The 21,153-nt window shown below is 56.2% G+C and carries 23 protein-coding genes; 16 read left to right on the plus strand and 7 right to left on the minus strand.

Annotation, left to right across the window (positions count from 1 at the left end; translation table 11 throughout):
• Nucleotides 1–92: 92 nt before the first annotated feature.
• The 3 genes from J2S36_RS08485 to J2S36_RS08495 all read left to right on the plus strand — a co-directional run bounded on the left by J2S36_RS08485 (nucleotide 93) and on the right by J2S36_RS08495 (nucleotide 3,868).
• A complete protein-coding gene (locus J2S36_RS08485) occupies nucleotides 93–689 on the plus strand; it encodes a hypothetical protein (protein ID WP_309954312.1) in 597 nt (198 codons plus the stop codon).
• 127 nt (nucleotides 690–816) lie between these two features.
• Nucleotides 817–2,433, plus strand: coding sequence for an ATP-binding cassette domain-containing protein (locus J2S36_RS08490; protein ID WP_309954314.1), 1,617 nt, complete (start codon nucleotides 817–819; stop codon nucleotides 2,431–2,433).
• Nucleotides 2,434–2,905: 472 nt separating this feature from the next.
• Nucleotides 2,906–3,868: a hypothetical protein gene (locus J2S36_RS08495; protein WP_309954315.1), complete on the plus strand. Its 963-nt coding sequence runs from the start codon at nucleotides 2,906–2,908 to the stop codon at nucleotides 3,866–3,868.
• Here the strand turns inward: J2S36_RS08495 and J2S36_RS08500 are convergent.
• From J2S36_RS08500 to J2S36_RS08520, 5 genes are read right to left on the minus strand one after another with little or no spacing between them, the layout of a single operon-like run.
• On the minus strand, nucleotides 3,828–4,847 hold the full coding sequence (locus tag J2S36_RS08500) for a DNA methyltransferase (protein WP_309954317.1): 1,020 nt from the start codon (nucleotides 4,845–4,847) through the stop codon (nucleotides 3,828–3,830). The genes J2S36_RS08495 and J2S36_RS08500 overlap by 41 nt on opposite strands.
• A gap of 45 nt (nucleotides 4,848–4,892) precedes the next feature.
• A complete protein-coding gene (locus J2S36_RS08505) occupies nucleotides 4,893–5,138 on the minus strand; it encodes a helix-turn-helix domain-containing protein (RefSeq protein WP_309954319.1) in 246 nt (81 codons plus the stop codon).
• The gene (locus J2S36_RS08510; RefSeq protein ID WP_309954322.1) at nucleotides 5,128–7,002 is read right to left on the minus strand and encodes a hypothetical protein; all 1,875 of its coding nucleotides are present in this window, start codon (nucleotides 7,000–7,002) and stop codon (nucleotides 5,128–5,130) included. The genes J2S36_RS08505 and J2S36_RS08510 overlap by 11 nt, the downstream gene beginning before the upstream one ends.
• Nucleotides 6,999–7,445 carry an ABC-three component system middle component 2 gene (locus tag J2S36_RS08515; RefSeq protein ID WP_309954324.1) on the minus strand — a complete coding sequence of 149 codons (447 nt, stop codon included), beginning with the start codon at nucleotides 7,443–7,445 and terminating at the stop codon, nucleotides 6,999–7,001. Before J2S36_RS08515 ends, J2S36_RS08510 begins: the two co-directional genes overlap by 4 nt.
• The gene (locus tag J2S36_RS08520) at nucleotides 7,442–8,413 is read right to left on the minus strand and encodes an ABC-three component system protein (RefSeq protein ID WP_309954326.1); all 972 of its coding nucleotides are present in this window, start codon (nucleotides 8,411–8,413) and stop codon (nucleotides 7,442–7,444) included. The genes J2S36_RS08515 and J2S36_RS08520 overlap by 4 nt, the downstream gene beginning before the upstream one ends.
• Before the next feature lie 633 nt (nucleotides 8,414–9,046).
• Between J2S36_RS08520 and J2S36_RS08525 the strand changes: the two genes are divergently transcribed.
• From J2S36_RS08525 to J2S36_RS08550, 6 genes are all read left to right on the plus strand, one after another.
• Entirely contained in the window at nucleotides 9,047–9,508 is a 462-nt protein-coding gene (locus tag J2S36_RS08525) for an RNA polymerase sigma factor (protein ID WP_309957415.1), read from the plus strand.
• A 66-nt stretch (nucleotides 9,509–9,574) separates the two neighbouring features.
• A complete protein-coding gene (locus tag J2S36_RS08530) occupies nucleotides 9,575–9,826 on the plus strand; it encodes a hypothetical protein (RefSeq protein WP_309954330.1) in 252 nt (83 codons plus the stop codon).
• Nucleotides 9,823–10,236 (plus strand): hypothetical protein, encoded by a 414-nt coding sequence (locus J2S36_RS08535; RefSeq protein ID WP_309954332.1) that lies wholly within the window; start codon nucleotides 9,823–9,825, stop codon nucleotides 10,234–10,236. The genes J2S36_RS08530 and J2S36_RS08535 overlap by 4 nt, the downstream gene beginning before the upstream one ends.
• Entirely contained in the window at nucleotides 10,223–11,359 is a 1,137-nt protein-coding gene (locus J2S36_RS08540; RefSeq protein WP_309954335.1) for a DUF2800 domain-containing protein, read from the plus strand. The genes J2S36_RS08535 and J2S36_RS08540 overlap by 14 nt, the downstream gene beginning before the upstream one ends.
• A 21-nt stretch (nucleotides 11,360–11,380) precedes the next feature.
• Complete coding sequence (locus J2S36_RS08545; protein ID WP_309954337.1) at nucleotides 11,381–11,932, plus strand: DUF2815 family protein; 552 nt, start codon at nucleotides 11,381–11,383, stop codon at nucleotides 11,930–11,932.
• Between the two features lie 77 nt (nucleotides 11,933–12,009).
• The gene (locus J2S36_RS08550) at nucleotides 12,010–13,977 is read left to right on the plus strand and encodes a DNA polymerase (RefSeq protein ID WP_309954339.1); all 1,968 of its coding nucleotides are present in this window, start codon (nucleotides 12,010–12,012) and stop codon (nucleotides 13,975–13,977) included.
• On the opposite strand, the gene J2S36_RS08555 is transcribed toward J2S36_RS08550, so the two are convergent.
• Together J2S36_RS08555 and J2S36_RS08560 are read right to left on the minus strand one after the other, a co-directional pair.
• On the minus strand, nucleotides 13,974–14,732 hold the full coding sequence (locus J2S36_RS08555) for a hypothetical protein (RefSeq protein WP_309954341.1): 759 nt from the start codon (nucleotides 14,730–14,732) through the stop codon (nucleotides 13,974–13,976). The two genes, J2S36_RS08550 and J2S36_RS08555, sit on opposite strands and share 4 nt — an antisense overlap.
• Before the next feature lie 93 nt (nucleotides 14,733–14,825).
• A complete protein-coding gene (locus J2S36_RS08560; protein WP_309954343.1) occupies nucleotides 14,826–15,008 on the minus strand; it encodes a hypothetical protein in 183 nt (60 codons plus the stop codon).
• Nucleotides 15,009–15,255: 247 nt separating this feature from the next.
• On the opposite strand from J2S36_RS08560, the gene J2S36_RS08565 reads away from it, so the two are divergent.
• From J2S36_RS08565 to J2S36_RS08590, 7 genes are all read left to right on the plus strand, one after another.
• Complete coding sequence (locus tag J2S36_RS08565) at nucleotides 15,256–16,038, plus strand: phage antirepressor (protein ID WP_309954345.1); 783 nt, start codon at nucleotides 15,256–15,258, stop codon at nucleotides 16,036–16,038.
• Nucleotides 16,035–16,304 carry a DUF7768 domain-containing protein gene (locus J2S36_RS08660; RefSeq protein ID WP_510183385.1) on the plus strand — a complete coding sequence of 90 codons (270 nt, stop codon included), beginning with the start codon at nucleotides 16,035–16,037 and terminating at the stop codon, nucleotides 16,302–16,304. Before J2S36_RS08565 ends, J2S36_RS08660 begins: the two co-directional genes overlap by 4 nt.
• Complete coding sequence (locus tag J2S36_RS08665; protein ID WP_510183386.1) at nucleotides 16,198–16,476, plus strand: DUF7768 domain-containing protein; 279 nt, start codon at nucleotides 16,198–16,200, stop codon at nucleotides 16,474–16,476. The genes J2S36_RS08660 and J2S36_RS08665 overlap by 107 nt, the downstream gene beginning before the upstream one ends.
• Nucleotides 16,473–18,734 (plus strand): phage/plasmid primase, P4 family, encoded by a 2,262-nt coding sequence (locus J2S36_RS08575; protein ID WP_309954348.1) that lies wholly within the window; start codon nucleotides 16,473–16,475, stop codon nucleotides 18,732–18,734. Before J2S36_RS08665 ends, J2S36_RS08575 begins: the two co-directional genes overlap by 4 nt.
• Nucleotides 18,735–18,862: 128 nt before the next feature.
• Nucleotides 18,863–19,141 carry a VRR-NUC domain-containing protein gene (locus tag J2S36_RS08580; RefSeq protein ID WP_309954350.1) on the plus strand — a complete coding sequence of 93 codons (279 nt, stop codon included), beginning with the start codon at nucleotides 18,863–18,865 and terminating at the stop codon, nucleotides 19,139–19,141.
• Nucleotides 19,122–20,495, plus strand: coding sequence for an SNF2-related protein (locus J2S36_RS08585; protein WP_309954353.1), 1,374 nt, complete (start codon nucleotides 19,122–19,124; stop codon nucleotides 20,493–20,495). The genes J2S36_RS08580 and J2S36_RS08585 overlap by 20 nt, the downstream gene beginning before the upstream one ends.
• The gene (locus J2S36_RS08590; protein WP_309954355.1) at nucleotides 20,486–20,944 is read left to right on the plus strand and encodes a hypothetical protein; all 459 of its coding nucleotides are present in this window, start codon (nucleotides 20,486–20,488) and stop codon (nucleotides 20,942–20,944) included. The genes J2S36_RS08585 and J2S36_RS08590 overlap by 10 nt, the downstream gene beginning before the upstream one ends.
• Nucleotides 20,945–21,153 lie beyond the last annotated feature (209 nt).

The raw sequence follows: 21,153 nt of genomic DNA on the forward strand, positions 1-21,153 counted from the left end.
GCGAACTACGCCAACGATCAGGCCGCTACGTCTCACGCACTCCCCCCCCCTCACCAAAATGATCTACTGCGCCGATTGCGGGGGATCTTCGGATGCAAGACCTGGCACTCGAACACCAAGTACGAACGACGCATCTGGCGCTGCAACAACAAATACGGACACGGCAAGACCCCATGCGCCACACCACACGTCACCGATACCGACTAGAGCAAGCCTTCGTCGAAGCTCTCGCTGAGCGCGTCAAGTCAAACACCGGTGCCCGCAACGCGCTCGAAATCCTTGAAGCAACAGTTTTTGACACGAGTGAGCTGGAAGCCCAACGTGACCGTGCTGCTCAGCAGGTTGAGGAAATCACAGTCTTAATCGACCAGCTGGTTCTCACCGCAGTACAGACCGCGATCGACCCAGACGAGTACGACCAGAAGTACGCCGAGCTTGAAGCCCGCTACAATCAGGCCTGCACTAAGCGCGCTGACCTTAAATCACAGATCACCGACCGGCACGCACGCCTCGAACAAGCACGCACCATCTGCGACTTCCTGGACTCCAACCCGCCGCTCGAGTACCGCGACGACGCCTGGTCGCTACTCGTTGACCATGCCATGGTCGACACTGAAGGCGCCGTCAGCGTCAGGTTTAAGGATGAGGCCACAGGTGCGTATGGGCCGGAGGTTGGCGGTCAGTTTTGATAGACTTCCAAAGTCAGGACCGTGTTAAGACATCAGATATTGAGGAGTTTGTCGTTCCGATGAGCATGTGATTTCCACTCAGCCTTGGCTGAGACGTATCAGAAGTTTCTACGTCCCGGAGATCAGTATGCTTTCAATTAACCTTGACACTATTTCTTTTTCTTACGGTTCTCACCGTGTGTTGGATCATGTAAGCCTGCATGTTGGCGAGGGGGAACGAGCGGTACTCATCGGACCAAATGGCTGTGGTAAGACAACTCTGCTTAAGATCATTAGGGGAGACCTCCAACCAGATTCAGGAAGGGTTGTTTCTTGCACAGCAAATCACCTCGTGCCAGATCCTGATGGTTTTGAAGGCCAAGTAGCGAAGTACTTTGATGTCGCCCTAGGACCGCTCAACGACTTGTCGGCGCGCTTTAAGCAGATCACCGTTTCCCTTGCCAACGGTGATAAGGCGCAGGAATCGGAATATGACCGGGTACTAGCGGAAATGACCGCACACGACGTATGGTCCCTCGATGCCCGAGCCGCTGAAGTACTAGCTGGTTTAGGACTGGCTGGAATTGGCATGTCGTCGGAACGTGACATGTCATCATTGTCTCCCGGCCAGCGCGCGCGTTTACGGTTGGCAGCGCTGTTACTCTTACACCCCGACGTTCTGATTCTTGATGAGCCAACCAACCATCTCGATATCGCGGCAATCGACTTCTTATCCAACACAATCAAGAACTGGGCAGGGCCAGTGCTCCTAGCCAGTCACGATCGAGCCTTTATCGACAACATTGCGACCGTCATTTATGACATGGACGTCACCGTGTGGCGCGAACTTGCGAAGGCACAAGGTGACACGAGCGTCCAGGGTTTACACCGTAACGCCGGAAACTACTCGGACTACCTGAATGCAAAGGAGACAGCGCGAAGCAAACACCATCAAATTCACGCTGAACAACAAACCCAGAAGCGTCACTTGCGAGTGCATCGTCAAGAGAGCATGAAGATCGCACGTGGTGGGGTCCGGCTCGAAACCGCTTCAGGGAAAGCAAAGAAATTCTACTCCGATCGAGCAGCATCAACGTCAGTTAAGCGAACACGCAATGACGATATGCGACTAGAGCGGCTCGATGAGCGCGAAGTAAGAAAACCTCGCTACTACGAATTGGAGTTCCCACACCGGCAAGGCCCCTTGACTACCGGAATCGCAGTATCAGCACGACAAGCTGGCGTGGCGCATCGACTTACACCACTAGACCTCGATCTTTCAGTAGGGGAGCACCTGTTAGTCACAGGCGCGAACGGTTCAGGAAAGACCACGCTTTTGAACTGGATTGCCACCGGCAAACCACCATCAGGCGCAACCGTAAGCGGGTTCTTGTCCCGAGATAGCTCCATCGGTCACGTACCTCAGCGTCTGCCTGTGGAAGAGGATCCCGGATTCGGTAGTGACATCTGGCGACATGGAATTGGAGCGATTGGCAAAGGAATCTTGCACCCATCGACGTGGTCTAGTCCCATCGCGGAGCTGTCTGCTGGAAACCAGCGCCGAGCACAGATTGCTATCGCATTAACCAACCACCCTGCACTTCTGATCATTGATGAGTCGACCAACTACCTCGACCTCGATACTATGCAAGCGCTAGAAGATACTCTACAAACATGGGAAGGAACGCTCATTATCGCGAGTCACGATCGATGGCTGATCGAACACTGGCATGGACGCAGACTTCAACTGACGCACAGTAAATAGCTTGATGAATGCTGAAAGCCCTGGTCAGGAAGTGGGTGCATGCGACCTGAAATCTGCACCCACCCAGCCAGATTTTGCACCCACCTGATCTAAAAATGCACCCACCTGGGCTTTGTAGCCAAAGTTGAGTACAGACAACCGTTTGTACTCACTCTTGGATACAATGATTTGAGTGAGTTGAGAACCCCTCGGGTTACATGCTTTGCCTAGTCAAGCGCGTAATCCTAGGGGTTTTCTGCGTTCTGGGTGTGACAGAGTGGTCGCTGGGGAGGGTCGATTGGAGCTGAATCTGGTGTCTGTTGGGTGGTCTACTGGTCCGAGCGCCCGAGAGCGTCAAAAAGAGCAGGCTACCGTCAAAAGTATGGGTAGGCGCCAAAAGTGCTCACGGGGCGTCAGAAGACGCTAGCGGGATCATGGCTGGGACACGTGTGTCCAGACAGGCTTGGTCATCTTCGATTGATAGAATTTCGTCATGGTAGAAGCATCTGAGATTGAGCGCGAGCTAGAGATAGCCCAAGACACGCTACAGGAGCTAGCTGGCGACGATGTGGATGCGATCGAGATAAAAAGCGTTGAGGCTGATGAGGCGCCGTTCCTCGCTCGGATCGTCAGCAAACTGAGCCCGATGGTCGGAAATCTTATGGAGCAGCGAATTGCTTCTATTCTCAATGAAGCCGCATCTGACGGGTTTGAGTGGCATCGGCAGGATCCCGGATTTCCAGACGCGGTGCTTGTCGATAGCACGTCCAGAGAGATTTTGGCAGGGTATGAGATCAAGGCTTGGTTCGTGTTGAGCACGGAGATTACTGGTCGTTTCCGCGAATCTGTGAATCTGCTTCTGGATCAAAATATCAATGTCGTGATCGTTGCTTGGTGTATGAGCAATCTCGTTTTTGGTGAGCCTAAAGTGCTCGGAACGCTAATTGTTTCTGGTGAAGAATTGGCGCGTAGTCGCGATAGTCATTATCACAAACCTCCGCACTATCTGACGATCGAGCCCAATGATACAAGCAGTCGGACGGCAAATCTTCAGCAATCGAACGTAAATGGGTACAGATTACAGGTTGAGAAGTCTGATCCGAAGTTGCTCCAAGAGGCCTTGGATCGGGAGTTTTCTACGTCGAACCCGTGTTCTGAAGAGGCTCAAGCTGAGGCTACAGAATTGATGCGTGACCTCGAATATCGCCTCGATACGAACTTTGCGAAAATTGATCGCGTTGCAAACAAAGATGTCGAGGACTTCAAAAGGCGGATCATGAAATTGAAGTACCTAGACAAAACGATTTCGAGTTGGAAAACTGTGTTCTCAGATCTTACAAGCACTAATGATAAGAAACGGGAGAAGGCTGAAGCTACCATCATGCAGTTCTACGACTCGATGAAGGTCGAAGAACCTAAAACATCGGTTTCTGAAGAGTCTGAAGGCGCTCACTAGCCATTTGGTAGAAATCATCGTTGATTTCGGCGGCCCACGGATGTCTTCCTAGCTGAAGCGCTGCTACGGAAGCGGTACAGAGTCCTCCAAACGGTTCCCAAACTGTATCTCCGGGATTGGTGCTTGCCTGGATGATACGTGTCATCAGGTCGAGCGGTTTTTGGTTCAGGTGGCTCGCACTCATTTGGGTAGGCTTACCTGCACGCGGGGCAGACTTAATGAGGCTTCCGCGATAACGCTCTCTACCTCTAAGACTTGGCCTGTCCCAAACGTTTGTTATGCCATGTTCGTAGTTCCAGGGAGATCTAGTTCCCGCCCACTCGTCCGCGGTGACCGGAGATACCCCATTCAGTGAATAGTAGGGGCGGCCAGCAGGATCGCCGTGCTCGTTTGCGTACGCAACGATTTTCATCATTGCATCGACTGGCGGGTAGTACCAAAGCCAACCTTGGTCAAAGTACTTGCGAGTGGCAGCGTTTTTCACTCCGCATGCTTCGTTCGCTAGCCGTTGGGGAAGACCAGTTCTCTTCCACTCCGACAGAAGCCATTCCTTCATATGAATATGCCCAGAACTATTATCGGATGACGAGATAAGTGGCTTGCGGGTGTAGAAAACACATACCTCTGTTACCACAGGGAAGCGACGTATCGTCTTGGAATTCACGTTACCTGCTACTTGCCCGACGCCCTTATTCCAGATATTTGTGAACTCATATTGCCAGCCGTTCTCATCGAGGACGGGATGCGCATTTGCCCAGCCGACTTCTGTGTTCCAAAACCACAATGTGGTCGCCAGAGTGGAACGCTTAGACCATTCTTCGATGTGAGGTCTGTACCAATCAGCTAGTCCGTCTGGGGTTCTAGGGTCGCCTGGAAAGCCTCCAACTCCGTACGCGCCGTCGCTGACAATAGTGTTGGGCGTTTGCCATTGACTGTAGACATCAAGGGCGTCGTTGTGGAAAAGATTAAAGTCTGTCATATCTGCCTCTCGTTGGCTAGATGTTGTCTCTCGTGCTCGCGATAGTCAAGTTCGGGTCTCGTTAGAGGTACTTGAGTCCCGGCGCTCAACTTGGCAAATGTCTGAGATGTTGCAATCCAGTGCTTCGCAAATCCGTAGAAGAATATCCGTGGTGACGTTGCCTCCACGTCCGAGCTTGGCGATGGTTGCTGGGCTGAGCCCTGCGAGTTCTTGGAGCTGGGTTTTGGTCATGTCACGGTCGATGAGGAGCTTCCACAGGGGTTTGTAGCTGAAGGTGGGGCTATTGGGCATCGGGTTCCTCCGTGTCGATGATGTCCTCGTCGTGGATGTCTTCGAGGAAGCCGTAGCGGCCGTGACTTTCTTGTTTGGTGAAGTAAATCAGGTTGCAACGGGATTGCAGTTTGGTGATGTCGGGCATGTATTTGATGTTGTCGACAATGATCATCTGACCGAGATCTTGACGCTCGGTCAGGAAGTCATACAGGGCTATCGGGATGGTCTCTCGGGCTTCTTGAAGCTCGGGATCGAGCTGCGGGTCATCGAGACCAAGGAGCGGAGTGTCGATCATGAGGACACCTGGGCTGTGCATGGCAGCCTCTGAGGCGAAGTATTCGCGCAGCGTGAGCAGCACCGCTGTGTTCACGAACGAACGGTAGCCCTTGCCTTGCTTGCTTTTCGTTTTCCCGTTGACCACGCCATCAAACAGTTCACGCGAGAACGTTGCACGGTCAAGACGCGGGAACGCACACGCCCCAAGAGTGTCGAGCAAGCCTTCGCTCATCTTTTCCCAAAACGATTCCGGGAACTCATTGGTGGCATTGAAATTACCTTTGGGGAACGTCTTAGCTTGGCGCTCAGCGATTTCTTGCTCGATCGCTGTTTTGCGCTCGCGGAGTTCTTCCAGTTCGGTTTGCATCGCAACGACTGCATTGTTGGCGGCAATGCTGGATGCGAGGGCATGTAGTTGCGGGCGTAGCTGGTTTTCAATGTGTTCTGTAATGCGCCGGGAGTGGAAGGCTAGTTGTTGTTCTTCTGCAACGAGTGGTGCGTGTTCGGTTTCCATTTGGGTGATCGTCTGGCGTAGCCCGTCAAGCCTGGTGAGAAGGTTTTGCCGCTCGCGCGGATCAGGTTCAGCCGCGGCAGGCGTCTTGTCTGCTGGCAGGGTTTGCTCACAGATGGGACACGATTCAGGTGCGGGGATAGCACTGGTAAGCACGTGGCCTTCGTGAACGAAGTCGAAACGGTCGATTTTGGCTTGGTAGGAGGACGCGAGTTCTTCGTAGCGATGCCGAAGCGCGCCAGATTCGGCTAACTGGTCACGGATTTCTTGGAGCCGGGAGGCTACCTGTTCACCTTCACGTGCAGCGTTCTCAATGAGCGTGTTGACGTGTGCGACCTGTGCAGATAGTTCGTCGATAGTGCGTTGGGCTTGGTCGGGGTTGCTGGTTTCGAGGGCTGCTTCGAGGGTATCGATGCGTTGGCGTAGCTCGTCTGGTTTTGGAGTCAGGTAGTCGATGATCGCGTTGTTTCGTAGCTTCTTGGTTTCGTTGTTCTCCTCGCGTGCGTATGCGGCGTAGTCCTTGTCGGTGATGAACGCTGCGAGCGTGCATTTAGCGGCGGTGTGTGCCGTGTTTTGCTCTGGTAGGAGGATAGGGGCTTTCTTGGTGATGTTGTCTTCGTCAGCGTAGAACGCGTGGGAAACTGTGCGCCATGTTAGGTTTTGAACGTCGTAGTTCTGGTTCTTGATGACCTTGAGTTCATCAGGATTCTCGAACCCTGCTAGGCGCAGCCACAGGGAGTTGAGTAGCGCCCTGTTTTTGGTCTTGTTGAGCCGGTATTGTCCTGATGGGATCCGTTTGTCGGTGCTCGTAACGTCGACGATGGTGTGGCCTTGCCCGATTGGGCGTGTGAGCGTTAGTTGTCCGAACGGGGTGCGTAGCCCCATGCGTACTTCGGTGTATCCGGACTGCTCGTCGATGGCGAAATCCTTGGTGGCCGCGCCGAACATGTAGTCGATTGATTGCAAGACCCAGGATTTTCCGGTGTTTGATGGCCCGCACACGATATTGAGGCCGTCGGTGAGGTTGATGCGGGAGTCTTCGCGGGTGGGGTGTCCTGCCACCGTGATGTGAGTAATCCAAAAGCCTGGTTTCATCGGGACTCTCCTGGGGTGGCTGCGGTGAGAATGAATGATGTGAGCGTGTTGGTGTCTTGGTCGTCGACACGCTCAATGGTCTCCAGCGCGGCGTTGAAAAAGTCCGTGGCGTATTGGGTGCTGAGCCGGTTAACCAGCGTGGCGCCTTCGTCACTGATGACGAAGCGTCCATGCCCGTTGTCCTGGGTGTAGTGGACGAGCCCTTGGATGGTCATGTGCTGCAAGGCTTGGGTCATGAGGTTGGTGCGGGCGTTCAGTTCGCCGGAGGCGAGCCGGTGGGTGCCGTTCACGTTCGTTTCGCCCAGACCGAAGGTGTGTGCATTGACGGTGAGCGTGTCAAGGCATGCCAAGTAGTCCACGTCGGTTGGCTCGTCGAGAAGGAATAGGAAGATCAGGGCGCGAAGCTCGGCTTCGAAGCTGGTATCGAGGGCTGAAAGTCTCATGCGTCCACCCACGACAATCTGCCTTGTGCGGCCAGTTCATGACATGAGCCTTTACGACTCCACACGTCGATAAGGGTGATGATTTGATCGAGCCGCTGACGATCGAGTTGGACTTGAACAGCTTGGGCTAGGGTGGCCAGGAGCCGTTCGACACCGTTTGGGTAGGTGCGCAGGTTTGTGTCGGTGACTCCGGCGTGCATGCTGTCAAGGAACTCGTCGAACATTGCCTTGCCGTTATGGATACAGCTCCATGAGGCTTCTCGTACCCATTCGGCGCTGTAGAACGCTTTGCGTTGGTCTTGGAAATGAGCCGACCAGCGTGGCGGAATATCGTCAATCACCGGTTCTAGATTGCTGGTGGGCAATCCTTCGCAGTAGGCGTGCAGTAAGGCGGCGACGTAGATGAGTTCGTCGGGCTGAATATGTTCGGGAACGTCCTTTTTCGGTGGAAGCCCCACTGATTGATCGCCAAGGCGCAGCCGGTTGGTTTTCTCATCAATATACGGAGCAACCGACTGCGGGGCGGGTGTGGGCAGGTTGAGCGAAACCTCGAGTGGTGACGGGGCGGTGTCGCGGATAGAGACGAGGACTTCGCGGATGAGCGCACCGAGACCACGTCCAACATTGCCTTTGTTGATTCTCGCATCGATATGGTGCAACCTGTCGGCGAGTTCATTGAGAACGGGCTCTTGATACCAGTCGAGCAGGTTCGAGGAGAATTCTTCTTCATCCCACCTTCCAGCAAGTTCACCTGCAAAGTCCGGCTTCATCGGATACGAGCCGTTCGCATACCCCTTCCACGTGGAAACGGCACGCAGCTCGATAGCTGTCCGTTCATCACCCGTGTCAGGTGCTGGTACGAGTCCCAGGTCGATGACGAATGCGGTGAACTCGCCAAGCTTGCGGGTGCCTTTCATCATTGGACGAAGCGCATCGACGAGTTGCGTGAAGTTATTCTTCTCGCCCAATTTCACCTCCGCAATCGCGTTCAATCGCTGTCAATCGGTTGACCATCGCCTACTCACGCGCAGATTCGTTTAATGGAAATGCAAGAGCGGAACGAGTGACAACATCCTTTCTGATTATACAGTCTCGCTTCACTCTTGGCGTGTTCATCTACGCGAACGCGTAGTCGTGTCGCAACGAGCGTGGGCAGGAGGTGAGAAGAGACATGGGTAAACGAAACATGAAGCAGACGTCTCGGCTGGTAGCCACCAAGGCATCGGCACTTCTGCGCGATGGCCGAACCTCAGCCAGGACGAAGTCCGTAGCAGGCTCCGCGCTGGCCCAAGCCAAGCCGCGTAAGGGCAAGTAACACCCTCGCTGGTGTTTCGCAGCGCGGTCGACAGCCGCGAAACACTCTCTCATTTTCCTTTTCGGCGATGCCGCACCGGTCAACCGGCACGCTGAAACCTTTCTCCTACTTTTCCGCATGCGCAGAGCCGTATTCGGGAAGACCACCGTTGAGCGCTTGACGGGCACCACCTCAATCCGGGTTTAACCCGGCGGGGCTGGTGCCCGTCACTGCATCCGCTCAACATTTCGGTCTTCTCTCGGCAGTCCTCAACGGGGTCTCCCTTTACAAGAAGGGAACCCCACTCATGGGATTCATTACCTATACGTCTGTTGTCGGTGATCCGATCGTTGTTGAAGCTGAGGATCGGTGGGTTGAGATCGTCACTGATCTTGACCGGGCTGAATACAACAACGAACACGGATATCACCGTCAAGACCGTAAAGGCGTCAAGTTCTGCTCGTGGGATGCCTACAACTCCTACGGCAACCAGGAAGCCGGATCCACGCCGTCAGCCGAAGACATCGTATGCGAGAACGAAACCGCCACTGAACAAGAGCACCTTCTCCAGGCCGTTGGCGAGTTGCTGGTCGAGCTCATCAAGAAGCTGCCGCCTGCGCAGCGGGAAGTGTTCATCGCCATCCGTGTCCAACAGCGGCCTGCAGTGGAGGTGGCCGCTGCCCGTGGCGTGTCAAAAGCGGCGATCTCGAAAACGTTGAAGAAAGCCACTGAACACCTGCGTGAGGGACTGATCGCGGCAGGGGGTTAACTCCAGCGATCTTCATGGCCTCCCTATGAGCGAGGCACACGGCACCGCTCAGGAAGGAACGAACAAATGAGTACCAAGCTCAAGCTCAAGATCGGCAAAAACCCCAACCCCGATGCGGCACTGTCGGCAAAGGAAATCCGAGTCACCACGCGGATGCTGCGCGCCATCTTCGGCACCACCACACCGCTCCACAAGATGGCGATCCTCCTGCCCGGATCCGATACCACGAACGTCGAAGTCCAGATCACTGAACCTGATGACGACCTCATGGCCTTGGTAGATGCTCTGGACGGGCGCGCGGGAGGTGGAGGGCGATGATGGATTTCCAGACACGCAACCAACTAATCGGCGCATGGAACCAGGCTGCCGCCTATGCGTGTGAGCAGGCGCAGGCCCTCGAGGACGACTGGTATGAGCAGGTTGAAGACCATGCGGGAATGATCGGTGACCGCCCGATACCAGCTGCACGACTCATCGGCACATCAGAACCAAGCTGTTCCCCAGCGCACGAAGAAACACCAGACATGTCTCCAGTTGCGGAGCCTGAACCTGCGGTGACGTTGGAGGACGTGCGCGGCGTGCTCGCTGAGGTCTCGGCGCAAGGTCACACGGCAAAGATTCGCGAGCTGATTGTTGCCACCGGCGCGGACAAGCTCTCGGCGGTTGACCCGTCGAAGTACGGCTGGCTTCTTGAGCGGGCGAAGGAGATTGCTGATGGCACCGTCTGATCACGCACTCCTCTCAGCTTCTGGTGCTCACAGGTGGCTCAACTGCACCCCGTCGGCGCGTCTGGAGTCTGATGAGCCGGAGTCGACGTCGGCTGCGGCCGAACAAGGCACTGTCGCTCACGCGCTGGCTGAGCACAAGCTCCGCCGAGTGTTGAAGCAGCGCTCGAAGCGGCCAGTCTCAACTTGGGTTGATGACGAGATGGAAACCCTCACGGATGACTATGTGGCGTTCGTGCAAGAACGCATCTCCATCGCCCAAGAATCCTGTGGTGATCCGCAGGTGCTGATCGAGCAGCGTCTCGACTTCTCCCACATTGTTCCGGGAGGTTTCGGCACCGGCGACTGTGTGATCATCGCCGAACCCACCTTGCAGATCATTGATCTCAAGTACGGGCAAGGCGTGCTGGTCGAGGCCGCACACAACCCGCAGCTGATGCTCTACGCGCTCGGAGCCGTCCACGTTTTCGGGGACTTGTATGACATCGAGACCGTAGCGGTGACGATCTACCAGCCTCGCCGGGGCAACGTCGACACCTGGGAAACCTCCGTCGCAGACCTCCTCGCGTGGGCTGAGACGGAGGTCAAGCCGAAGGCTGAGCTGGCCTCGGCGGGTGGGGGCGAGTTTTGTCCAGGCTCGTGGTGCCAGTTCTGTCGCATCGCACCGACGTGTCGGGCACGAGCCGAAGCCAACCTCACCCTGGCAAAGCACGAGTTCGCCCCACCGGCCGAGCTGTCTGATGTGGAGATCTCGGATGTGCTGGCTCGGATTCCGGATTTGAAGTCTTGGGCAGCCGACGTGGAGGCCTACGCGCTCTCGAAGGCCGTCAATCAAGGCGTGGTCTTTGAGGGGTTCAAGCTCGTCGCTGGACGTTCTGTACGCAAATACACCTCCGAAACCGACGTGGCTGCGGCGGCTGAGGCGGCTGGATATAGGGACATTTATGATCGCAAGCTCATCACGCTCACGGCAATGGAACGGCTCATGGGTAAACCCGCCTTCAACGAGATCCTCGGCGATCTCGTGACTAAGCCTGCCGGCAAACCAACCCTGGTCCCTGCATCCGACAAACGGCCGTCGCTCGACCTGGTGAGTGCGGCCACCGATTTTCAAACAAACAAGTAAGCGAAGAAAGCAGAAAAGATTATGACTACTCAGAATCCGACCCGTATTGTCACCGGCGAAGTACGCCTGTCCTATGCCCATGTGTGGGAGCCGAACTCCATCCAAGGCGGAAAACCCAAGTACTCCGTCTCCCTCATTATCCCCAAATCCGACACCGCCACGATTGCGGCTATTGAGAAGGCCGTGGATGCCGCCATCGAGGCCGGGATCGGGAAGTTTGGCGGGAAGCGACCCAACAAGGCCGCCCTCAAGTTGCCGCTGCGTGATGGGGATATTGAGCGTGACGACGAAGCCTACAAGGGCGCCTACTTCCTCAACGCCAACTCCCTGACGGCTCCGCAGATCGTCGACGAGCATGTGGCACCGATTCTTGATCGTGCCGAGGTCTACTCAGGCTGCTACGCCCGCGTTTCCTTGAGTTTCTATGCGTTTAACACGAATGGCAACCGTGGCATCGCCTGCGGACTGGGGAACATTCAAAAGACCCGTGACGGTGAGAGCCTTGGCGGCGGGCGTGTCTCGGCTGAGACCGACTTCGGTGCCTTCGCCGCTGATGACGACTTCCTGAACTAACCATCCCCACACGTGGAGGAAACCAGCACATGCCGTTGGTTCCCTCCACTTTTCCTCTATGTGAAAGGAACCTCGTCATGCGAACACTCTTCTGCGATATCGAATCTTTCAGCCCCGCCCAACTCGCCAAGACAGGCGTCTACCCGTATGCCGACCACCCCGACTTCGCCCTGCTACTCTTCGGATATTCGGTCGACGGCGGCCCGGTCGAAGTGGTGGATCTTGCCAGCGGCGAGACCCTGCCCGATGAGGTTCTCGCAGCACTGGTGGATCCGGATGTGGTCAAGTGGGCGCATAACGCCGCCTTCGAACGTGTCTGCTTGTCCGCTTGGCTACGAGCGCATCATCCAGAGCTTCTCGCTGATGGGTTTCTTGGCCCAAGGCAGTGGCGGTGCACCATGATCTGGTCGACCTACCTTGGTCTGCCGATGAGCCTCGACGCGGTTGCCACCGTCCTCAAACTCGACGTCCAAAAAGACACAGTAGGCAAGAAGCTGATAAAGCAGTTCTGCACACCCGCCACACCCTCAGTCCTGAACGGCGGCAAACGCAGGAACCCACCATCAGCTGACCCGACCGGGTGGGCGCGGTTCATCGAGTACAACCGGCGCGACGTCGAAGTCGAGCTCGCCATCCACGAGCGGCTCTCATCATTCCCGATGCCCGATGACGAGTGGGACACCTACACGCTCGACCAACGCATTAATGATGCTGGGATTCTTCTCGACCACACGCTGGTCGATCACGCGGTTGCCGTCGACGATCATCACCGCAACGCGACACTCGCTCGGGCACAGACATTGACCGGGCTGGAGAACCCGAACTCACCCATCCAGCTGAAGGACTGGCTCACCACCCACGGCTGCCACATCGACTCACTCGCCAAGGCTGACGTCGATGCCGCCCTTGACACCGCGACCGGTGAGGTGAAAGAAGTCCTCGGACTCCGTGGTGATCTGGCGAAATCGAGCGTGAAGAAATACCAGGCGATGCACAACGTCGCAGGATCCGATGGCCGGGCGCGCGGGCTTATCCAGTTCTACGGCGCAGGACGTACCGGACGTTTCGCCGGACGCCTCGTCCAAGTCCAAAACCTCCCGAGGAACTATCTGCCTGATCTCGACCAAGCACGAACCTTGGTCAGAGTGGGTGATCTTGATGCGCTTGAGCTGCTGTATGACTCCGTGCCCGACACTCTCTCGCAGTTGATCCGCACCGCCTTCATCCCTAGTACCGGCAATCGGTTTATTGTCGCGGACTTCTCTGCAATCGAGGCGCGCGTGATTGCCTGGCTCGCAGGAGAAACCACCACCCTCCAGGCCTTCCGTGAGGGCAAAGACCTCTACTGCGAAACCGCCTCCCGCATGTTCGGCGTCCCAGTAGAAAAACACGGCATCAACGCCGAGCTTCGCCAGAAGGGGAAGATTGCGGTGCTCGCCTGTGGTTATGGCGGCTCTGTTGGTGCGCTGAAAGCTATGGGTGCCCTGCACATGGGACTCGCCGAGCATGAGCTCAAACCGGTCGTCGATGCCTGGCGGCAAGCTAATCCACATACTGTGCAGCTCTGGGCCGACGTTGAAGAAGCCGTGATTGCCGCGATCTCGTCGCGCCAGCCGATTCGACTACGGAATCTGCGCTTTAGTGTTGAGTCTGGGATTCTCTTCATCGAACTACCATCCGGTAGACGGTTGGCGTATGTGCAGCCGCGTCTGGGCGAGAACCGTTGGGGCGGTACCTCCATCACCTACACCGGCACCACCACTGCACGGCGCTGGGGACAACTCGAAACCTACGGTGGAAAACTCGTCGAGAATATCGTCCAGGCGATCGCTCGTGACCTGCTCGTCACTGGCATGCACGCAGTCGCCAAGGCGGGGCATCGGATTGTGATGCATGTTCATGACGAAATCGTCATCGATGAACCCACAAACTCGGACTTCACCGTCGCCGATGCGTGTGAGTTAATGTCCACGCTCCCAGCATGGGCGGAAGGCCTTCCGCTGGATGCGGATGGGTATGAGTGTGCCTATTACCGCAAGGATTAAATCTTTGGATCTTCGCGATGGATTGGCTCAGGAGACAGCCCAAGGTGCTGGTTTGACGGGTTGAGCATGCTTGCGAGGTTTGCGAGCGATCCGTCCTCTAGAAGCGCCGGGTTCTTGACCATCTCGATAATTAGAGCTTGCAACTGCTCAGAAGGAATCTGCGAGAGTGCTTGTTCAATTTCTGCGTAATCTTCAACCTCGACGATTCGCGCGGATTTGACCATGCGTAGTTGTTCGTCGCTATACGCCTTTGCTGCAAGCCCAGCGATAATCCGTGCCATTGCTTCTTGGCGGGACATGATCTGTCGTTGATCCAGTTCGATGGCGGCGTGTTCATCGCGTGCTGGATTTAGCACCTGTGTCTCGGGCTCGTCAGACTTCTTCTTTCTTCCGATGCTCCGGATCCATTTCGCCTGACGGTTCACAGCAGGTCGCGCCGTTTCTTGCCACCATTGTTTGACGTGAGGAGCCGCCTTGGCTATCCCTGCCACCGTAACTGCGACAATAAGTTCACCGATAACTTCGGCGAGCTCATTGGATTCTTCAGATTCGCGGCGATGGTCAGAGGTGACGAATGTGTTCTCATACGAGTATTCGTCTGCCGGATTCAAGCGATCTTCATCGGGTACGAATCGGGCGTGACCGGACAATACTCGATCTTCGTTGTATAGGTTCTGATGAAGCGAACCATCGATTCTGTGTCCAGGGTTGCCAACTGTCTCATCCCACTCGTAGTAGCCGTAGATCCTTCCCATGACGCAATTCTAGTTTCGTATCGGACGAGAGACATCTCTATCTCCAAGGCGAGTTGACGAACACGCCCTGTGATGGAACTAGCCAGCGCGCTTCTACTGTTCGTCAAGGATAATGCTCGGGTCGGTTTCCATGAACTCTCGCAGATACGCGGCTATCTGTTGGTTTACAGCACTCGGTGCTGGGTCATTGTTGAGGTCGCGCAGGTATTCCATGAAGGCGAATAGCCGCATGTTTTTCGCCATCGCCCACACCGTGGCTTTATCCATCTCACCCATATCTCCTGCTCGCCCGCGCTGCACTGTTTGTCTGCAGGGTATACCCGGCATCTCGGGAAGCAATTTTCATGACACCCGTCCGGATTAGGTGGTGCTCGAGGGCGTATGTGCGAGAGCCCCAAAGCTCAGTGACCACAAACCCATCCTGGGGGTTAACTCCTTGAAGGTTTGTGGCCTACCACTGAGAGTCGCTCGCACCAATCGGTGCACCTTTCGTCTATTTGGCTCTCAGAACAGGAGCCTTGTTATGGGAAACACCATTCAAACCTTTACCAATGACCGTTTTGGGCAGGTACGTAGCTTCGCCGCCGATGATCAGACGTGGTTCATCGCCGCCGATATCTGCCAAGCCCTCGAGCTAACGAACCCATCGGTTGCTGTCTCGCGTCTCGACGATGATGAGAAGGCTAAGTTCAACTTAGGGTTCTCCGGCGGTGCCACATGGTGCGTCAACGAACCCGGCCTTTACGGGCTGATCATGGCATCACGCAAACCAGAAGCCCGAGCATTCAAGCGTTGGGTCACCCACGAGGTGCTGCCATCGATCCGCCACCGTGGCCTGTATGCCACTGATGAGCTGGTCACTAATCCTGAAGCGCTCCTCAAAGTGCTTGATGCCTACGTCGCGGAGCGCCGCAAAACCGCAGAGCTCACGTTGCAGAATCTTGCGCAAGCTCAAGCCTTGGCTGAAGCGAAACCGAAACTGTCCTACTACGACATGGTACTCAAAGCCAAGGACGCTCTTCCGATAACGGTGATTGCGAAGGATTATGGGCTTTCTGGTCGCAAGCTCAACCAGCTCCTGCACAAACTCGGTATCCAGTACAAGCAATCGGGCGTGTGGCTGCTCTACGCCCAGCACGCTGGCAACGGTTACACCGACACCAAAACTCATGTCATTGACGACGGTAATCGCACCCGGATTCACACCTACTGGACACAGAAAGGCCGCTTGTTCATCTACGAGGCTCTCAAGAACCAGCTCAGCATTCTGCCGGTCATTGAGCGTGAGGGCCAGGTGCAAGCATGACCGTCACGACTCTTGATATTGGGTTTTCGAAGAAGAACACCGAAGGCTATCTGGACCTGACAAGCTACCACGCTTTGAAGAAGCTCCAGCGCGAGCAGTTTGGCTACCGCCCGCTCGTCTATATCTGCTCACCGTATTCGGGCGACACGCAGGCGAACGTTGAGCTCGCCCGCCAATTCTGCGATGCAGCTCGCAGTAGCAGCAGGCAAGATCCCGTTCGCCCCGCATCTGTTATTTCCGCAGTTCATGGACGACGCCGATTCTGATCAGCGTGAGTTGGCGATGTTCTTCAATAGGGTGCTGCTCGCCAAATGCGAAGCCCTGTGGGCATACGTCGGACACGTCAGCCCTGGTATGCGCCTGGAAATTGGGTGGGCACGCGACCTCGAGTTGCCGATTAAGTATTTCGATTCTGATTTCAAGGAGGTCATGCCATGACCACGCCTTTCACCTTGTACGCCGCAAATGTGAGCGGCGTGCAGAACAATAACCGCTACCCGAACAAACACACCATCGCCGACGCGGCATCCCTAGTGGCGGTTGCTGGCTTTGATCATGTGGCCGCAACCTATGTGAATGACCGTCGCTCAACTGCAACGTTCATGTCTTCGGATTGCGTGGTGATGGATATCGACAACGACCATACAGAAACCCAGGCCGAGTGGATTACACCCGAGAAGGTCGCTGAGGTGATGTCTGGTGTGGAGTTTATGACCGCGACTTCCCGCAACCACATGAAGCCGAAGGGCGTGCTTTCGGCGCGGCCGCGTTTCCATGTCTACTTCCCAATCCACACGATCACGAACGCGGACGACTATGCGGGGCTCAAGCACCGCCTCGCATCACGGTTCTCCTTCTTCGATCGCAACGCTCTCGACGCAGGAAGGTTCATCTACGGGGCGTCGAACGCGGTAGTGACGGTGCATGAAGGCGACCAGATCCTCGATGCCTGGCTCGATAACGCTGACGAGATCGACGTATTCGCCACCTTCGATGCTTCCACTCTTGTGATTGGTGAAGGGTCACGCAACGCTACGCTCTCGCGCTTCGCAGGCAGGGTGCTCATCCGCTACGGGCAGACCGACCAGGCACGTGACTTGTTCGACCGTAAAGCGAATCTATGCGAACCACCACTCAGTGACAGCGAGCTGACGACGATTTGGAACTCGGCGTGCCGGTTCGCCGCCAAGGTCGCAGCCAACCCCGACTACCTGCCGCCCGAGGCGTATGCGCAGTTGACCACGTTGAAGCCGGAGGATTTCACTGACGTCGGCCAAGCCATGGTCCTCGCCAGTGAGTATGCGAATCGGATCTGTTACTCGCCTGCGACAGCGTGGATGGTTTACGAAGGCGGGGTGTGGGAGGAAAACGAACCTAAAGTCCAACACGTCGTACAAGAACTGACCACCCGCCAGTTAGAGCAAGTCGATGCTGAGCTGGAGGCGATCAGTCAACGCGCCAGCGAGCTCGGGGTGACGGCGATGCTCGTGGCCATGACCAAAGCTAAAGCTCTCGGCATGTTTACACCTGAGCAGGCGCGGGTGTATCGGGAGCTGACGGCGGCCCAAGAGTGGCAGAAGTTCATCTACAAATGCCGCTCAGACCGCACGATCCAGGCGGTCATGCGCCAAGCCCGACCCCTCGCCCTCATCAATCCCGAAGTGCTCGACGCTGACGCGTATTTGTTCAATACGCCCTCAGGAACGTTTGATCTGCGGGACGGGAGTAGGCGTGAGCATGACCCAGCGGACATGCTGACCAAGCAAACCGCAACCGACCCCTCCGACGAGGGAGCACAGGTCTGGCGTGATTCCCTCGAGCTGACCTTCGGCGGCGATGCCGAGCTGATCGCCTACGTCCAACGCGTCTGCGGGCTGGCCGCGATTGGCAAAGTTCTCATCGAAGCCCTCATCATCGCCTACGGGGATGGAAACAACGGTAAGTCGACGTTTTGGAACACCATCGCCCGCGTCCTCGGCTCCTATTCGGAGACCATCTCGGCGGAGGTGCTGATTGCGGGGAAGAAGAACAACGCCAAGCACGAAATGGCAGAAACCCGAGCCCGCCGCCTCCTGATCGCTGGCGAGAACGATGAGGGCGTGCGTCTATCGACCTCGTCGACGAAGCAGCTGGCCTCGACGGATAAGATCGCAGCGGAGAAGAAATACAAAGATCCCTTCTCCTTCACACCCTCCCACACCCTCGTGCTCTACACAAACCACCTGCCCAAGGTCGGGGCGATGGATACCGGTATCTGGAGGCGCCTTGTCGTCATCCCCTTCACCCAAACCATCCAGCCCAGTGTGGATGTGAAGAACTATGCCGACCACCTCTATACCCACGCAGGCGGAGCAGTGCTGGCCTGGATTATGGAAGGCGCACGCCTGATCCATGCCGAGAATTACCGGCTCGCCCCACCCGCCTGTGTAGTAGAAGCGTCGGAGAAGTATCGGGCGGCTAACGATTGGTTCGCCCATTTCCTCGACGAATGCTGCGAGCTCGACCCGGGTCTTGAAGAGAAGTCTGGGGCGCTCTATTCCTCCTACAGGGCTTGGGCGCTTAGCCGTAGCGAGTACGTGCGCTCAACGAGTGATTTCTATGCGGCCGTGGAGAAAAACGGCTTCACCTCGCGTCGAAACAATCGCGGAAAACTCATCCGAGGACTTCGCTTGCTTGACGAATTCGAGCTCAACTAACGACGGGTGTGTTGGTCGTGTACGTCGGTACTAGCCCTTTATATAGAAGCCAAAAAAATACTTCTATATAGAGGTTTAGAACTAGACCTACATGACCAACACAACCCTTGACAACTCAAGGAAAAGTCATGAATGAAAGAACAATCGAAGCTCAGCTTAAGAAAGCCATTGGAGACATCGGTGGCTTGTGCTGGAAGCTTGTCTGCCCTGGAACCACGGGTGTACCTGACCGGATATGCCTGATGAGAAACCGCGTAGTTTTCGTTGAGCTCAAAGCACCAGGCAAACAACCACGCCCAATCCAACAGCATCGGATGAACCAACTGCGCGACCAGGGATTCCAGACCTTCGTTGTCGATTCGGTTGACGGGATCGAGGAGGTGCTTGATGCACTACACGCCGCATAACTACCAACGCCAGGCGACCGATTTCATCATCGACCATCACGAGGCGGCGATCTTTCTTGGGATGGGTTTGGGCAAATCGGTGATCACGTTGACGGCGATCTGGCAGCTCATGCTCGACTATTTCACCATCCACCGCGTCCTCCTCATCGCTCCATTACGCGTCGCGCGAGACACTTGGCCTGCAGAAATCGCGAAGTGGGATCACCTGCGAGGTTTGACCGTATCGGTCGCTGTTGGCACCAAACAAGACCGGCTGGACGCTCTCGCGGCGTCTGCGATGGTGACCATCATCAATCGCGAAAACATCCCATGGCTCATTAGCCAGCTTGGGAGTGCGTGGCCGTTCGACATGGTCATCATCGACGAACTGTCCAGCTTCAAGAACCATCGTGCGAAGAGGTTCACTGCGCTGGTGAAAATGCGCCCATACGTTAAACGCTGGGTTGGCCTGACCGGAACGCCAGCGTCGAACGGGCTGATGGATGTGTGGGCTGGGTTCCGTCTTCTCGACGGCGGCGAGCGTTTGGGCCGTTTCATTACTCGTTATCGTGAGCGGTGGTTTGTGCCCGATAAGCGCAATGGGATGCAGGTCTTCACCTATAAGCCCCGTGTGGGTGCTGAGGATGAGATCTATGGGGCGATTGGTGACATGACGTTGTCGATGCGAACCACCGACCACCTCCAACTCCCGCCGTTGACGGTCACGACCACGCCCGTCACGTTGGAGCCGAAAGAACGCAAGGTCTACGAGCAACTCAAGGCAGACCTCGTCCTCGACCTTGATGAGGCGACGGTTGATGCCGCGAACGCCGCAGCTTTGTCCGGAAAGCTACTCCAACTCGCGAGCGGCGCGATCTACACCGGCGAGGGTGACTGGGCTTCTGTGCATGAGCGCAAGCTCGACGCTCTAGAAGACCTCATCGAGGCAGCCAACGGCAACCCACTGCTCGTGGCCTACTGGTTTACCCATGACCGCGAACGCATCGTCTCCCGGTTCCCGCAGGCTCGCGAACTCAAAACAAGCGCGGATATCGAAGCGTGGAATCGCGGAGAAGTCACGTTCGGACTGATTCACCCCGCGTCGGCCGGCCACGGGCTGAACCTCCAGAGCGGTGGGCATCTGCTGGTGTGGTTCTCGTTGACGTGGAGTCTCGAGCTCTATCAACAGACGAACGCCAGGCTTTATCGGCAAGGGCAATCCGAACCTGTGACGATCACGCACCTGATCTCTGAAGGGACGCTCGATGAAGTCGTGCTCAAAGCCCTTGATGCGAAAGATGCTACGCAGGCTGCGTTGATCGACGCGGTCACAGCAGAAATCACAACCACTGAAAGGACAAGCTCATGCATGTGATGACGAAATACCTCGACACAAGGAAAGCCGCGATTGCAGCCCTGCAGGATTATGCGGTGATGGAACAGATCATCGAGAGTACCGACGAGCAGATCAAGGCCGCCTATGCTGATGCGGCCAGCCCAGCATCCCCGCGCATGGACGGCACACCACCATCTGGCGATCTGCATGCGTCCGAGAACAGGATCGTGGCCACGATTGAACGCATCGACACTTACAAGGCTCGCTACGCTGAGGCTCGTCAGTACATGGACTGGTTCCTGCCCGCATGGGAGATCCTCTCCGGGGATGACCGGCTGGTGTTGGAGGCGTTCTTCCTCGGCGAGGGCACACAAGATGAGGCCGTGCAGCAGATCTGTAACCACTTCTACGTCGAGCGCACCACCGCTTACCAGAAGAAGTCGCGTGCCTTGGCTCGGCTTGCGACTGCGCTGTACGGCCGTTTGTGAGGGTTTTTCGCCTTTGCGCCAAAAGGTGTCAAGAACAGCGGATGCATTTGCCTGTTTCGGCCTGCAATACTGTAGGTGGTTGAAAAGTAGGAGAAGCCCCAAGAACCCACACACACGGGAATCTTGGGGCTTCACCACATCCAGTGGGAAGGAGCCAGCGATGCCGGTCAAACCAGCCTCTCCATGCTCATATCCTGGCTGCCCTGAAC

Source organism: Arcanobacterium hippocoleae, from assembly GCF_031456295.1.
Lineage (GTDB): Bacteria > Actinomycetota > Actinomycetes > Actinomycetales > Actinomycetaceae > Arcanobacterium_A > Arcanobacterium_A hippocoleae.

Bases quoted from the DNA above. Each gene is read 5' to 3' on its own strand.
- J2S36_RS08580 (WP_309954350.1), top strand. From the start codon at position 18,863: ATGAATGAAAGAACAATCGAAGCTCAGCTTAAGAAAGCCATTGGAGAC.
- J2S36_RS08530 (WP_309954330.1), top strand. From the start codon at position 9,575: ATGAGTACCAAGCTCAAGCTCAAGATCGGCAAAAACCCCAACCCCGAT.
- J2S36_RS08660 (WP_510183385.1), top strand. From the start codon at position 16,035: ATGACCGTCACGACTCTTGATATTGGGTTTTCGAAGAAGAACACCGAA.
- J2S36_RS08565 (WP_309954345.1), top strand. From the start codon at position 15,256: ATGGGAAACACCATTCAAACCTTTACCAATGACCGTTTTGGGCAGGTA.
- J2S36_RS08560 (WP_309954343.1), bottom strand. From the start codon at position 15,008: ATGGGTGAGATGGATAAAGCCACGGTGTGGGCGATGGCGAAAAACATG.
- J2S36_RS08495 (WP_309954315.1), top strand. From the start codon at position 2,906: ATGGTAGAAGCATCTGAGATTGAGCGCGAGCTAGAGATAGCCCAAGAC.
- J2S36_RS08535 (WP_309954332.1), top strand. From the start codon at position 9,823: ATGATGGATTTCCAGACACGCAACCAACTAATCGGCGCATGGAACCAG.
- J2S36_RS08585 (WP_309954353.1), top strand. From the start codon at position 19,122: ATGCACTACACGCCGCATAACTACCAACGCCAGGCGACCGATTTCATC.
- J2S36_RS08490 (WP_309954314.1), top strand. From the start codon at position 817: ATGCTTTCAATTAACCTTGACACTATTTCTTTTTCTTACGGTTCTCAC.
- J2S36_RS08550 (WP_309954339.1), top strand. From the start codon at position 12,010: ATGCGAACACTCTTCTGCGATATCGAATCTTTCAGCCCCGCCCAACTC.
- J2S36_RS08485 (WP_309954312.1), top strand. From the start codon at position 93: ATGCAAGACCTGGCACTCGAACACCAAGTACGAACGACGCATCTGGCG.
- J2S36_RS08555 (WP_309954341.1), bottom strand. From the start codon at position 14,732: ATGGGAAGGATCTACGGCTACTACGAGTGGGATGAGACAGTTGGCAAC.
- J2S36_RS08510 (WP_309954322.1), bottom strand. From the start codon at position 7,002: ATGAAACCAGGCTTTTGGATTACTCACATCACGGTGGCAGGACACCCC.
- J2S36_RS08500 (WP_309954317.1), bottom strand. From the start codon at position 4,847: ATGACAGACTTTAATCTTTTCCACAACGACGCCCTTGATGTCTACAGT.
- J2S36_RS08515 (WP_309954324.1), bottom strand. From the start codon at position 7,445: ATGAGACTTTCAGCCCTCGATACCAGCTTCGAAGCCGAGCTTCGCGCC.
- J2S36_RS08590 (WP_309954355.1), top strand. From the start codon at position 20,486: ATGCATGTGATGACGAAATACCTCGACACAAGGAAAGCCGCGATTGCA.
- J2S36_RS08540 (WP_309954335.1), top strand. From the start codon at position 10,223: ATGGCACCGTCTGATCACGCACTCCTCTCAGCTTCTGGTGCTCACAGG.
- J2S36_RS08505 (WP_309954319.1), bottom strand. From the start codon at position 5,138: ATGCCCAATAGCCCCACCTTCAGCTACAAACCCCTGTGGAAGCTCCTC.
- J2S36_RS08525 (WP_309957415.1), top strand. From the start codon at position 9,047: ATGGGATTCATTACCTATACGTCTGTTGTCGGTGATCCGATCGTTGTT.
- J2S36_RS08545 (WP_309954337.1), top strand. From the start codon at position 11,381: ATGACTACTCAGAATCCGACCCGTATTGTCACCGGCGAAGTACGCCTG.
- J2S36_RS08575 (WP_309954348.1), top strand. From the start codon at position 16,473: ATGACCACGCCTTTCACCTTGTACGCCGCAAATGTGAGCGGCGTGCAG.